The sequence below is a fragment of the Burkholderia sp. MSMB1588 genome (assembly GCF_001546925.1).
GTDB classification, from domain to species: domain Bacteria; phylum Pseudomonadota; class Gammaproteobacteria; order Burkholderiales; family Burkholderiaceae; genus Burkholderia; species Burkholderia humptydooensis.
The window spans coordinates 58,832-72,048 of sequence record NZ_LNJS01000004.1 but is presented as its reverse complement, the minus strand read 5'-3'; the positions used below and the strand labels follow the sequence as shown (position 1 = coordinate 72,048).

Annotated in this window: 12 protein-coding genes; all 12 read right to left on the bottom strand. The window is 60.0% G+C overall.

Features of this window, described 5'->3' with window-relative positions; translation table 11 throughout:
* Positions 1-7: 7 nt before the first annotated feature.
* Positions 8-2,251: a contractile injection system protein, VgrG/Pvc8 family gene (locus tag WS92_RS29805; protein ID WP_059928567.1), complete on the bottom strand. Its 2,244-nt coding sequence runs from the start codon at positions 2,249-2,251 to the stop codon at positions 8-10.
* Positions 2,252-2,269: 18 nt separating this feature from the next.
* A complete protein-coding gene (locus tag WS92_RS29800) occupies positions 2,270-2,929 on the bottom strand; it encodes a CIS tube protein (RefSeq protein WP_059928563.1) in 660 nt (219 codons plus the stop codon).
* On the bottom strand, positions 2,929-3,102 hold the full coding sequence (locus WS92_RS36020) for a DUF5908 family protein (RefSeq protein ID WP_171845260.1): 174 nt from the start codon (positions 3,100-3,102) through the stop codon (positions 2,929-2,931). Before WS92_RS36020 ends, WS92_RS29800 begins: the two co-directional genes overlap by 1 nt.
* On the bottom strand, positions 3,099-3,548 hold the full coding sequence (locus tag WS92_RS29795) for a phage tail protein (protein WP_059928560.1): 450 nt from the start codon (positions 3,546-3,548) through the stop codon (positions 3,099-3,101). The genes WS92_RS36020 and WS92_RS29795 overlap by 4 nt, the downstream gene beginning before the upstream one ends.
* 62 nt (positions 3,549-3,610) lie before the next feature.
* A complete protein-coding gene (locus tag WS92_RS29790; RefSeq protein ID WP_082743477.1) occupies positions 3,611-4,897 on the bottom strand; it encodes a phage tail sheath family protein in 1,287 nt (428 codons plus the stop codon).
* A gap of 122 nt (positions 4,898-5,019) precedes the next feature.
* The gene (locus WS92_RS29785; protein WP_059928555.1) at positions 5,020-5,313 is read right to left on the bottom strand and encodes a phage tail sheath C-terminal domain-containing protein; all 294 of its coding nucleotides are present in this window, start codon (positions 5,311-5,313) and stop codon (positions 5,020-5,022) included.
* 139 nt (positions 5,314-5,452) lie between these two features.
* Positions 5,453-6,466: a hypothetical protein gene (locus WS92_RS29780; RefSeq protein WP_059928552.1), complete on the bottom strand. Its 1,014-nt coding sequence runs from the start codon at positions 6,464-6,466 to the stop codon at positions 5,453-5,455.
* A 28-nt stretch (positions 6,467-6,494) separates the two neighbouring features.
* Positions 6,495-7,997 carry a phage tail sheath family protein gene (locus tag WS92_RS29775; protein ID WP_059928549.1) on the bottom strand — a complete coding sequence of 501 codons (1,503 nt, stop codon included), beginning with the start codon at positions 7,995-7,997 and terminating at the stop codon, positions 6,495-6,497.
* 64 nt (positions 7,998-8,061) lie between these two features.
* The gene (locus tag WS92_RS29770) at positions 8,062-9,552 is read right to left on the bottom strand and encodes a phage tail sheath family protein (protein ID WP_082743475.1); all 1,491 of its coding nucleotides are present in this window, start codon (positions 9,550-9,552) and stop codon (positions 8,062-8,064) included.
* 66 nt (positions 9,553-9,618) lie between these two features.
* A complete protein-coding gene (locus WS92_RS29765) occupies positions 9,619-10,845 on the bottom strand; it encodes a phage tail sheath family protein (RefSeq protein ID WP_059928805.1) in 1,227 nt (408 codons plus the stop codon).
* A gap of 47 nt (positions 10,846-10,892) precedes the next feature.
* Positions 10,893-11,342 (bottom strand): phage tail protein, encoded by a 450-nt coding sequence (locus WS92_RS29760; RefSeq protein ID WP_059928543.1) that lies wholly within the window; start codon positions 11,340-11,342, stop codon positions 10,893-10,895.
* Between the two features lie 812 nt (positions 11,343-12,154).
* Positions 12,155-13,117, bottom strand: a complete 963-nt coding sequence (locus tag WS92_RS35375; protein ID WP_141668122.1) for a hypothetical protein — start codon at positions 13,115-13,117, stop codon at positions 12,155-12,157.
* Between the last annotated feature and the right edge of the window lie 100 nt (positions 13,118-13,217).

The window sequence follows — 13,217 nt, the reverse complement described above, 5'->3', positions numbered from 1 at the left end:
AGCTCGGTCAGCCCAGGTTGACCAGGCTCCCCTTCACGTTCGTGATCCCGCTGCCGCCCACGTCCGTCATCTGCCCTTCCACCTTCACTTCCAGCGCCTTGACGCTCGCCTCGGCCGTGCCGTCGATCGCCACCTTCGGCGCGCCGATGCTCACCTCGGCCTCCCCCTTGAGCGACACCTTTGCCCCTTCCGCCTTGACCACCTCTTTGCCGTTGATCGTCACCGTCATCGTGCCCGTCACCTTCGTTTCATTGGCCGAGAGCGTCGCCTTCTCCGGCGAGAGCGCCAACTGTCCCTTCTCGCTCGAGAGCGTCACACTCGTCTTGCCCTGGCCGGTCAGGCGATCCTTCGCCTCTAACGCCACGTTCTTGTCGCTGTCCACCGTCACCCCGGTCTTGCCTGACACGGTCACCTTCTCGTCGGCCTTCAGCGCCACGGTCTTCTTCGTCGTCCACTCCGCGCCCCCCTCCTTCACATCGATCTTGACGTCCCCTTTCAGGTTCGTCACCGCCACCCCTTTGGCCAGATGCACCACCACCTGCTGCTCCGGCTTCTTGTCATCGCCCACCACCCACATTGCCTCGTGCTTGTCCCGATCAAAGCTCAGCTCCGCGCGCTTGCCCTCATGCCGCAACACGATCCCCTTCTTCGCATTCTTCGCACTCGGCTCGATCGCCGCGCTCAGCTTCGGGTTATGCAGCGACGCCACAATCACCGCGTCGCCCCCCACAAAGCCTAGCGCCACCTCATCGTCCGCCTCCGGATAGAACGTCACACCACTGTTCTTGCTCGCATACACATGCCCCATGCGCGCCCACAAGATATCCGGCCCCAGCATCGGCACCGTCACCGGCAATCGGTTCCATCCCTTCTTCGGATCCGCCTGAAACTTCGCCACCTTGCCCATCACCAATCCTGCTGGCGTTGGCAACGGCGGTGCCAGCGCCGCCTCCTCATCCAGCCCCACCCCGACGATCGTCTTCCCGACCCGGCTCTCCAAATCGCAGATCACCTCGACACGCGTAATCATCGCCTTGCCGTTCAGATGCGCGCCGAATCCAGTCAGCTCCAGCGTGTCACCCACCGCATACGGCTGACACCCGACCAGCGTCAGCGTCGCACGCACCGCCTGCGCATGCTGCGCAGCCAACCAGCCATCGACCGCCGCCTGATGCAGCGCCGATTCCCACTGCCCCATCATCAGCACCAATCCTGCGCCGCCCGAGGCTTTTACACTCGCTGGCCTTAAGCCCCCTTCCCCCAGCGTCGCCGCTTTGGCCGTTTTCGATACCGCCGCCTGCTTGGCCAGGTCCCAGCTCTTGCCAGCCAGCTCCTTGGGCTGCACTAGCCCGGAGTATTTCCATTCGATATCCAGCGCCGTCGCGTTACCCGCCGCTGGCTTGGCCCCGACCCAATGGGTCTTGCCCCCAAGCCTGGGCGCCTGCACCTTCACACTACCGTCCACTTGCGGCCACATCCATGCGCCGTGCTGTCCGAGCACCGCCCGCACGAATTGCCAGTCCGAGCAGCTCCACTGTGCCCGCTGCGCCGGCTCGTCTGCCGCCAGGGTGACCGTTGCCTTGACCTGATGCTCGCCCAGCACCTGCTTGATCACCGTGGCATCCGGCCCGGGCTTCCAGATCCGACTGCGCACTGTCGCCTTCAACCCGTGCAAGCTCGGTTTAAGTCGTACCTTGATACGTCGACCCTCCTCACTCGAACGAATCTCGGTTGCTCCCACCTGCCCCGTGAACACCTTTTTCTTGTTCACCGTCACGCTCGCCGCTTTCCCCACCTCGCACTGCGAAAGCAACCGGTCAAAGGTCGCGTCATCGTCATGCGCCACCTGCGGCGCGATCAGCACCACCGTCGCCGACGGGATTTCGTTGACCGCGTGCCGGGTCTCGATCCGCTCCACCATCACTTTATTCGGGTCCAGCTTTTGGCCACCGAATTGCACCGCCACCTCGGCCGGCACCCCTGCGTCCGTCGCCGCGCTCTTGCTACCCTTCGAGCGCATGCTGTTTGCCGTGTCCATCAGACCGGCCGCCCCGCCAGCCAGCTCGGCGGCCTGCCCCACCTTGTCGGCCCACCCGTTCAACGACCCGCCCAACGCGTCTTGTGCCGAACCCGCCGCCTGCGACACCTGATCCGATACCGCCTGGCTCGCGTCCGACACCGCTTGCGTCGCCGTGTCCTCGACTTTCTTCGCGACCTGCGAGATCCGGCTCTTGAACGATCTGATATTCATCTTCTCCCCCAGGTGCCGTTACTTCTTGGTGTAAACCAGCGTATCGCCCGGCTTCAGATCGCTCAGGTGGTTCAAGTCGTTTTGGGCCGCCAGCTCCAGGTACTCGCTTTGCCCCCCGTCCGGCACCGTCTGCGGTAGTGACATCTTGTCCTTGACTTCTTCCATTTGCGGCGACTCCTTCAGCGCCTTGAACTTGGCCATTTCGTCGCTCGTCTTGGCCCGCAGCACCAGTTTCGCCGTCGCACGCAGCGGCGAGGCATTCCGGTCGAACAAGGTATAGGCCACCGACAATGAGACCGCGCGAGCATCAAAGTACCCGTGCCCATGCCAGCTCATCTTGCCCCATGTCACCCGCAGATACGGCGCCTCTGCTTTACTACCTACTGTGAAACACATCGCACGCAAATCGCTCAGTTGCTCATCGACCGGTGACCCGCCACGCGGTCCGCGTGCATCCAGAATCAAATCCAGCGTCAGTGTTGGCACAGCAACTCGCTGGTACCAACTGACCTCTTCATGCTGGTTGACACCCGCGGCATCTCCATATTTCGCCTCGTAATCGAGGTACACCGATTCCGGGTTGTACATCGCCTTGATTGAGCCCAGCTTCGACACCTGCCCTTCCGACGTGTACGCCTCCAGCTTCAGTTTTGCCAACCCGCGTTCGAGCAGTCCCATTACAGTCGCTCCCGTTGTTCGCTCAACCACTCCAGGACCCGGCGCGCTACCTGCTCGACCAATTTCGCCCGCTCCGCATCGCTGATCGTCTTGTCCACTGCGACCGCTCGGCTCGATGACGTGTCGTCGACCACCCGCGCTTCGATCACCAACTCACGAATCTCCAGCGTCATCCTGTCACCCCGGCCCAGTGCATTTCCCGGTACGCCAGCTCCAGCGTATCGACCAACACCGTGCTGCCCGACGCATCCAGGTTCCCTGTCTGCCATTTGACCGGCAACGCCTCCGTCACCGTCCAGCTACAGACCGGCAACCGCTGCCCGTTCAGCAACACGATCACCACGTTGATATACGTGCTCTTGAACTGCCCCAGCACCCGATTGAACAGCAGCGTGACCGGCGAGACCGCCATCACGCCACGTTCCAGCACCAGCGTGCCATGCGTCACCCGTTCGGCGAGATTGACCACCCCGAGGTTATCCCCCCCTTCGCGCAACCCCGTCACCTGCATCTCGCGCCCCAGCCCCGACACCCGCGCAAACCGCACATCGAACGGGCTCGGAATTCCTTTGATGAAAAACGTCGCGACGAACCGGTGCGACAACATCGGCGCCGCCATCAATGGACTATTAAAATCCGGTGCTCTTACATCCGGCACCTTCAAGTCCCACAGATTCGGATTCACGCCCATTTGCTCCCCCCTTGATCGGCCTCGCCAGCATGTGTCTCACCCACCTGCAACACCAACTTCACCTCGATGAACTCCGCCGCATGAAGCAGCGCGACCCCGACCTTGACGATCAACCGCCCGTCCTCGATATCCGTGGCCGTCATGCTCGTGTTCAGGCCCACCCGCACCACATACGCATCCGCCTCGTCCGCACCGGCGAGCCCCCCATCCAGCCACAGGCGCCGCAACCATGCGCCGCACAGACCACGCAACTGAAACCAGGTGATTTCATGGTTGGGCTCGAACACGGCAAACCGGCAAATCTGTTTCAGGTTCACCTCGATCCACGTCAGCGCACGACGCACCTGCACGTAACGAAACGGCGACCCCTCTCTCCCGTCCAACGTTCGGCCCCCCCAGACGCGCGTGCCACGCCCCGCAAAGCTGCGGATCAGGTTGATCGTTACCTTCGACACATCAAACCAGCCACTCGTCAATGTCTCACGCACCCGCGGCTTCACCACGTGCGCGAGTGCTTCATTGGCCGGCGCCTTCCACACGCCCGACGTCGCATCCGTGCGGACATACACGCCCAATACCGCGCCACACGGCGGCACCACACGAAACCCGCCTTTCTCGTCCCCGCTGGCCCCGGCCTGCACAGGTTGACGGTAATCCGTCACCAGATGCGGTCCGTACAGCGCCGCGCGCTGCCCCAGCTCGCCCAGCGATTTTTCGCCACGCAACAGTTCCAAGCAAGCACGTGCAGTAGACGGCTCGGCGGGTGCATCCAGCACAAAAAACAGCTCCGGTCTGCTGGCACACGCACTCAACAGTTGCTTCCACGCATCAATCAGCTTCGCACCAACCTCTCCAGGTTTCACGAGCGAATCGACCAGTCCCGCCAGTTGCGGCACCGCCACCAGCGTGATCGTCGGTTCGCCCAGCACTCGGGCAGTGGCCTCCTGCACCAGCGTCGACCACAAACTGAACGCCTCCAGATCCTCGGGCAGCTGGGCCGCCAACACAAAGCAGGGCCCTCCCCCGTTGTCGAAATAATGCTGCACCGTGTCGCGCAGCACCTGCGGCCACGCCATCGCCTCGGCTTGCACCTGGTCCCACGACGCCACATTCAGCCAGTGAGCAGTATCCGGATCATTACGCGGCACCGTCCATCCGATAAACACCGGCACCGCACTCGGCAACTCATCACTCCATCCGTCGCCAGGTACCACCGCCTGCGTCAGCCGTACGCCCGGCTCCAGCCACGCCTGATCACTCATTGCACCTTCACCCATGGCGCTGCTCTCCTCATTGTGTTCGCTGCCCGTCCGCTCTCACCGCCGCAGCGGCCATCGGTACCGGGTACCGGCTGTCGGATTAACCTCACCCACCCCACCTTGCCGCTGTCCAGCAAGCGCTAACCCGCCATCCCGTCTTGCGTCAGTTCCAGTACGATGAACTCCGCCGGCCGCACTGCCGCTACGCCCACCTTCAGCACCAACCAGCCGTCAGTGATGTCTTCCGCGCGCATCGTCACCCCCGGGCCGATCGATACGAAATACGCGTGCTCCACCGCCTCGCCCTGCAGCGCCCCTTGACGCCACAACCCGTGGAGGTAGTGATCCGCCGCACCGCGCACCGTCTCCCACGTCACCGCACTATTGAGCTCAAATACCACCGCGCGCAACATTTCGCGCAGGTCACGCTCCACCGCGTTGCACAACCGGCGCACCGACACATAGCGCCACGCCGTCTGCGCCGCCGGCGCCTGCGTGCGTGCGCCCCATGCCAGCCCCCCAAGCCGCTAAGAGCGCGCAGCGCATTGATCCCGGCATAGACCAGCTTCGTGTTCAACGCATCGTCCACGCGCACCGCTTCACCCGTTTGCAGGTCCGCCAACCCCGCGTACTGCCCTGCACCACCACGTTGGCCGGCGCTTTCCACACCCCACGCTCACGGTCCACCCGCGCGATCACTCCCGCCATCGCCACACTCGTGCGTAGCGGCAAGTCCATCATCAGCCAGTCTTCGGTCAGTGCTTCAACGCGTGCGACCAACAATTCTCCAAGCGCGCGGGCGTTCTCCTTGGCTGCCCGGCGAGAATTGCGGTGAGGCGATGGAAAAATCGATTCAAACTCTTTCTCCAACTCTTCGAGGTCCGTGATTGCTTTACGCTCGATGACTTGTTCGAGCACCTCGGCCGTCAGCGTCGTGGCGCCCCAGAACCTGGCGCTCAGCCCCGAAAAGTAGGCCGTCGCCGTCGACGTCGCTGCGGCATCCAGCCCCGGGTAGTAGACCGCCGTCTGCGTCGCAACCGACGTCGACCGTGCCGTCACGCCCCCGTCATTTTGCTGCTCGCCGTCGGTCAACAGGAAATATCCCGCATTGTTCGCGCCCGCCGACAACAAGGTACCCAATGCGGTGTAGACCGCATGATCACCTTCCGGCTTTGCTTCACACTCGCACCACACCAACAACGAGATCTCCGGACATGCACGAATCCGCTCCGGCAACGCAGTCCGTTTCGTATCCTCCGGCTCCGGCACCGACACCACGTAGCACGGCCCTCCGCCGTTCTCGAAATACAGACGCACGCTGTCGGCACTACGATAAAGCGGAGATGACGCGCGCGTTTCCGGCGATTTCCCCGCTACCGTCATCACGAACGGCCCCGTCATATACCGCCGACCAAACGCCATCCAGCTCTCAACCCGTTCGCATCCATCCAACGCACACAGCTGGCCCGCCGTGTCGTAGAACCGCCCCACCAGCACAGGCACCGCCGTCTCGCCCGCTACGACCGCCAGGGATCGTCCGCCGATCTCCGACACCGACACCCCTGGTACGGTATATACGTCGCTCATCACCCTCTCCTGTTCGTTCTGCTTGGCGTTATGCCGCGACCACGTCCTGTGTCAACTCGAGCACGATAAACTCCGCTGGCCGCACCACCGCCAGCCCCATCTTGACGATCATCTTGCCGCGGTCGATGTCCTCCTGCGTCATCGTGCTCCCCAGTCCGATCTGCACGAAGTACGCCTGCGTCGGCGTATCACCCTGCAGCGCACCCTGGCGCCACAGCGCATTCAGGTAGTGATCCAACGCGCCGCGCACCGACTCCCAGGTCACCGCACTGTTCGGTTCAAACACCATCGTGCGCAGCGCCGCGCGCGCATCCCGCTCCACCGTGTTGAACAAGCGTCGGACCGACACATACAGCCAATTCGTTTGATGCGGATCGACCATTGTGCGTGCGCCCCACACCATCACCCCCTGGCCTCGGAACGCGCGAATCGCGTTGATCTTCGCGTCGACCAGTTTCCCGTTCAGCAAGTCATCCACACGAATCGACGTCGGGCTCTTACCACCCGGCTCGACGGAAACCAGATCCGTTAGCCCGCTCAGTCCCACGTTGGCTGGCGCCTTCCACACGCCACGATCCCGATCCACCCGCGCATACACCCCCGCCATCGCCACGCTCGCGCGTACAATCACGGGCCCGGAATGCGCTAAGTAGGGGGTCAGCACTTCATGCAGTACCCCGTAATAGAGAAGCTCCAAAACTCTCCAAGGCGGGTCTTTATCCAAATTCGGCGCACCTCCGTTCACGTCGACATCATCCTCGCCAACTTTACGACGATGCAGTTTGCCTGCCTTGACGTCTTCAAAAACTTGACGAATATAGGCCAGCGTCACGTCGCCAGTCGGTCGGGCAACGTATGCCTCGAATGCCTTTTTGTGATCAACGGAAATCTGAACGGTCACACCCTGATCACTGTACGTGCGCGCGTAACCCGTTTGCAGCGCCGGGAAATACGTCGCAACCTGCGTCACCTCGGTAACCTGTGGCGCCTTAAATTTCCCCGACTCCTGCCATGCATCGGCCAACAAGAACATCCCGCGATTGCCACCCGATGTCGCACTCGCCCCCAGCAGGGTGCCCAATTGCTCATAAACAATAGAATCCTTGTCGGTGTACTCACACCAACACAGCAACGTGATGTCCGGACACTTCTCAATTGCCGCACCGATCTGCGCCTTCTGATTATCGAGCTGCTCTCGATTCAGGCCCAGCACATAACACGGTCCGCCACCGTTTTCGAAGTACAGGCGCACGCTGTACGAGCCCACGTTAGCGTAGGATGCCTTGGCGTCGATACTCGGCGGGTTCTGGTCGGCAATGACACGCACCTGTTCTGACGAACCAAACTGCTGCGTAAAGTCCAGCCAGCTCTCAATACGCACACACGCCAGCGACGCTTCCGCTTTGGGCGGGTGAATTGCATTGAAAAACCCCACAAACACCGGTACCGCCGTCTCGCCGCTTTGAATACTCAACGCCAGCGCGTTGCTCTCCATCACATACACACCCGGCACCGCATACGTTTCGTCCATGATTCATCCTCTCGTTAGCGCGCGCAGCGGCGCCGTCCTACCCATCTGCCGACGCGTCGATGCGTCAGACAGACACCACGTCTTGTGTCAGCTCCAGCACGATGAACTCCGCCGGCCGTACCGCCGCCAGCCCCATCTTGACAATCATCTTGCCTTCGTTGATGTCCTCCTGCGTCATCGTGCTCCCCAGCCCGATCTGCACGAAGTACGCCTGCGTCGGCGTGTTGCCTTGCAGCGCGCCCTGGCGCCACAGCGCATTCAGATAGTGATCCAGCGCGCAGCGCACCGACTCCCAGGTCACCGCACTGTTCGGCTCGAACACCACCGTGCGCAGCGCCGCGCGCGCGTCCCGCTCCACCGTATTGAACAGGCGTCGCACCGGCACATACAGCCAGTTCGTTTGGTGCGGATCAACCATCGTGCGTGCCCCCCACACCATCACCCCTCGGCCGCGGAACGTGCGAATCGCGTTGATCTTCGCGTCGACCAGTTTCCCGTTCAGTGCATCGTCCACGCGAATCGGCCGCACGAACTCGTCAGTCCCGTTCAACCCCAATACAACCAGATCCTCCACTCCTACCAACCCAACGTTGGCCGGCGCCTTCCACACGCCACGATCCCGATCCACCCGCGCATACACCCCCGCCATCGCCACGCTCGCGCGCAAGACCACCGGGTCGGCTTCCTGAGAGAGTCTGAGCAGATGATCGGCGTCCAGTAACTTGTTTACCGATTCGATAATTTTGCTTACGCTCTCCTCGGAGGATTTCTCCTTGAGCGCGTCGAGCGTCGCGGAGATCTTGTCGTCGCGCAGGGTGACCCGAGCATCCGTCACTTCCTTCAGTTGATCATTCGGGAAATTCGTTACCACCACCCCACGATCAACATAGTTGCTCGTATCGCGCGCATAACCTGTCAACAACGACGGAAAGTACGTCGCCACTTGCGTTTTATCTGCCACCGACAAGGACGTACTGATCGTCCAGTCGCTGGGTTTCGCTGGATCGCCGGCCACCCCCGCATCGGCCAGCAGAAACATCCCGCGATTACCGCCCGACGTCGCGCTCGCGCCCAGCAACTTTCCCAATTCCTGATACACCGCCGTATCGATCTTTTTGTTTACCTTGTCGATGTGCTCGCACCAGCACAGCAGCGTAATGTCCGGGCATTGCTCGATCGCCGGTCCAATCTGCGCCATCACGTCAGGACGGTGTTGCGATTGTTCCGTGCGGTCGCGATCCAGACTCAGCACATAACACGGCCCGCCACCGTTGTCGAAGTACAGGCGCACACTGTCCGAGCCCATATACGACGTCAAATGGCAAGTGCTCTTCGTGAGATCAATCGTGATCCGGTCGGACGGGCCAAACTGCTGGGTAAAGTCCAGCCAACTCTCGATACGCACACACGCCAGCGGGGCATCAGGCTTGGACGGACGAATTGCATTGAAAAAACCCGCAAATACCGGCACCGCCGTCTCACCGCTTTGAATACTCAACGCCAGCGCGTTGCTCTCCGTCACATATACACCTGGCACCGCATACGTTTCGCTCATGATCCATCCTCAAACTGGTGTGTACAGCGGCGCCCACCGGCGCCCTCCGGCCAAACTCGCCTGCCCTCAGGCCGGCACCACGTCCTGCGTCAACTGCAGCACGATGAATTCCGCCGGCCGCACCGCTGCCAGCCCCACCTTCAGTTTCATCCTGCCGCTGTTGATGTCCTCCTGTGTCATCGTGGTCCCCAGTCCGATCTGCACGAAGTACGCGTGTGACGGCACGTCCCCCTGCAGCGCCCCCTGCTGCCACAGCCCGTGCACGTAGCTCTCCACCGCACCACGCACGCGCTCCCACGTCGGGGCACTGTTCGGCTCGAACAGCGCCGTGCTCATCGCCGTCTTGATGTCCTTCTCCGCCGCGTTGAACAGCCGTCGCACAGGGACATACCGCCACGTCCCCTGGTTCGACTGCAGCGTGCGCGCCCCCCAGATCAGCGGCCCCGTGCCTCGGAACGTGCGGATCACGTTGATCGACTTGCCTCCCTTTGCCGGCACATTGCACTCTGCGTCCACCGAGTCCGACACCTTGTACTTCGGCGTCGCGCCGGTAATCTCTACGTTCGCCGGTGCCTTCCACACCCCGCGCTCGCGGTCCACCCGCGCATACACGCCCGCCACTGCACCGCTGGGCGGTACATCCAGGGGCTTGCCATCCGTGCCCGACACCGTCAGCCACGGGTAGTACACTGCGGCATATGGGTTATCCGGATAATTCTCTGTCTGTACAGCAGCCGATACATCCTCCGGCTTCGCCAGTTCGTTCTGCGGACCGTCATAGATCGCAAAACACGCCTTGCCGACACCGCACAGCTTGCCGACCTCTCCGCTGAAAACCTTCACATCCGTCCCCGCCTGCACCAGCAGCGTCACGTCGTCCAGCGCCGGCACCAGAGCCTCGAGCGTCTCCACCGGGGCGATATAGCAGTGCCCCCCGCCATTCTGGAAGTACAGCTTCAGTGACTGGTACAGGTGATCGGTCGCCACTTCGCGGTCGAATTTGTCAACCGCAGCATCGGCAGCCGACTTCTTTGTCTGCTCATCTCCAGGTCCCTTCTCGTACGCCTTGTTCCAGTACTGCTGCCGCACCGTCGTCACGTCCAGCCACGACGCGAACTCCGTCACCCCTGCGTGATCAATCACGCTGTCCTTGACGGTGTCGCCAATTGCGCCGCCCCACGTCGTCTTCGTCTCAAACGCAAACACCGGCACCGCCGTCTGTCCCGTCTGAATCGACAGCGACAGCCCGAACGGCTCCTCCACATACACCCCAGGTACCTTGTAATCCGCCATGATTCCCTCTCCCAATCCGTATCCCGTTCAACTCACCCTGGCGCCGCTCAATGGAACTGCACCGACAGCCGGTCAGCCGCCAAGCTCACCTCTTCGAACGCCACCTCGTTGCTCGTTGCGTCGAAGCTCGGACCCGTCCACTTCGTCGGAAACGCATTCATCACGCTCCACGTCACCAGCAGCACCGAGCCCGTTTCGTTCGTCAAGCTGATCGACAGGTCCTTCTTCTCCACCTGGTTGAACGTGATCGAATTCACCCACGTATAGAGCTGGCTCTGCTTGGGCATCACCCCACGCTTGAGCGTGATCGTCAGCGGCTCCACCTGACCCGGCATCTGGTACAGGTTGCCGCAGCCGTCCTGGTACTTCACCAGCTGCACCGACTGGTCCAGGCCCGACACGCTGCTAAAGCACATCTGGTCCTTGCCCACCGATACCACAAACCGGTACGTCGGAATCGGATACGTGTTGCCCATCGTCTTCGGATCGAGTGCCATTTTTGTTGCTCCTCTTCAAATGCCGCGCCTTCTCGCGCAGCGGGTCATCATCTCTTCATCATCGGCCGCCACCGGCGATACCCAGTTCACTTTCCATATGGAGCATTACTTCGGACTCCATATCATATCTATCACTTCATCACCGGCAAGATGTCCCTTCGTTCGACCTGGCAGCCTTCCGCTCTCGCAGAAACACCCTCATCATTCAATCGCCCCAGCGCTCATGAGCCGATCACCGGTTATCGGCGCCGCCATATCGTCACATCATCGTAGGCAACTCGGACCCCATCCGGTAGGACAATGTATTTCCGGAGTTTTCGGGCACTTTTACCGACTCAGGTTGCCGCCGCGCGCCTATTTCCCCCGCCTGTGCCGGATGCTGACGGCACCTTCATCGCCTCTGGCGTCATGCTACAAACCACTAATTAATCAATACCTTATGTGTTTCCACTACGGGTGATCCGCAGTTGCTCTGTACATGCCCGAGTACGGCTGTTCGTATCGATCTGGCAATGTTGTAGCCCCATATTCCGGAAATAGATGGTTTGGTGGATCATTTCCTCCGCTTTTTTTATCGATATCAAAGCCAAATCACTTGATTCAATCCGCGCCGCGAACGTTAAAAACAAGCCCCCCCAGGACTGGGCAGCCCCCGCTGTCGCGTGACCAACCGTACCGCCCCCTAAGGCGAGCGGCCAAAGCCTCAGAAAGGGTATGTCCGAAAGTCGGTGAAGGCCATTCGTTATCGATCGGCCAGGCCCATTCATTTCCGGAAAAAGTCAAAAAATACCCCATTGACTCCGGAGGAACGCTTAGGGGATAGGAACTGCCTGATCATCACCGCTATACTCGAATTTAGCGGCCCCCTTGTTATCATTAGGCAATGTAATTTTTATAATCGGCACCGGATCACCAGCAGCCTTGTAATAATCCATCTGATTAATTTGCGCACTCTTCAAACCCTCCGGAGAACCCGCCTGATAAAAAAATGCCTCGATAGGTATATCACTCACCTTATTCAAATCCCATTGCTTCACAACAACCTCGTTCTCGGCATTGAAATATGCACCATCTGCGTTATTTTCATTAATTGCATAATTTCTACTATTAATGAATGTATTAAATGCATCCACGCCATCCCTATCACTTCCGTCAAGCACAAAACCGCACGAATGCGCCGCAGAACTCGGCACATTTGGAAACTCACTCGCAGTCGCGAATTTTTTGTAATGACCATACCAACCTTGATCACTTTTAATTTGCGGACTCAAATCCTTGCACGGCCTACTTTCCTCAAAGTGCCGATTCATTCCACACATACTCATCAGCCGATCACTAAGATTGATGCGATTCACCGTATCACCATCAAACGGGAACGCGCACTTAATCGCTGCCGGCGCTTTCCCTGAAGGCGTATGATCAACAGGATAGATAATGAATCCATTTACATGTCCATAAGCAAAACTCTTAAAATTCGAATCCATCCGCAAGTAAGAAAATGAAACCCCACCCCTATCAATATAACTCCATACCGGATGCCCCTCACCATCCTTTGTTTTCGTATCAGTTGCGCGAATTACAACTCCACTACATGCGCCACTCATCACCGTCGACCCGTCTGGGTGAGTACAGCCAGCAGTTGCATTTTTATAGGCAAGCTCAATATGACAACGAGCCACCTCCCCTTTGTTCCGCTCACTCTTACAGCTATCCGTCGCCGCAAAAGATGATTGACTTAAGAACATCAAGAAAAATATACATAGCAGTGACTTCATTTAACACCCCACGGAATTTTAGAGGATTCAATATCCGCTCAATAAATTTACAAATATCTCAATGCACTGTTAGTATGCCTATACTATACATAAACACGAC

Excerpts from the sequence above, each read along its gene's own strand:
- WS92_RS29770 (WP_082743475.1), bottom strand. The coding sequence starts at position 9,552 with ATGAGCGAAACGTATGCGGTGCCAGGTGTATATGTGACGGAGAGCAAC.
- WS92_RS29760 (WP_059928543.1), bottom strand. The coding sequence starts at position 11,342 with ATGGCACTCGATCCGAAGACGATGGGCAACACGTATCCGATTCCGACG.
- WS92_RS29780 (WP_059928552.1), bottom strand. The coding sequence starts at position 6,466 with ATGAGCGACGTATATACCGTACCAGGGGTGTCGGTGTCGGAGATCGGC.
- WS92_RS35375 (WP_141668122.1), bottom strand. The coding sequence starts at position 13,117 with ATGAAGTCACTGCTATGTATATTTTTCTTGATGTTCTTAAGTCAATCA.
- WS92_RS29765 (WP_059928805.1), bottom strand. The coding sequence starts at position 10,845 with ATGGCGGATTACAAGGTACCTGGGGTGTATGTGGAGGAGCCGTTCGGG.
- WS92_RS29790 (WP_082743477.1), bottom strand. The coding sequence starts at position 4,897 with ATGGGTGAAGGTGCAATGAGTGATCAGGCGTGGCTGGAGCCGGGCGTA.
- WS92_RS29795 (WP_059928560.1), bottom strand. The coding sequence starts at position 3,548 with ATGGCGGCGCCGATGTTGTCGCACCGGTTCGTCGCGACGTTTTTCATC.
- WS92_RS36020 (WP_171845260.1), bottom strand. The coding sequence starts at position 3,102 with ATGACGCTGGAGATTCGTGAGTTGGTGATCGAAGCGCGGGTGGTCGAC.
- WS92_RS29805 (WP_059928567.1), bottom strand. The coding sequence starts at position 2,251 with ATGAATATCAGATCGTTCAAGAGCCGGATCTCGCAGGTCGCGAAGAAA.
- WS92_RS29775 (WP_059928549.1), bottom strand. The coding sequence starts at position 7,997 with ATGGACGAAACGTATGCGGTGCCGGGTGTGTATGTGATGGAGAGCAAC.
- WS92_RS29800 (WP_059928563.1), bottom strand. The coding sequence starts at position 2,929 with ATGGGACTGCTCGAACGCGGGTTGGCAAAACTGAAGCTGGAGGCGTAC.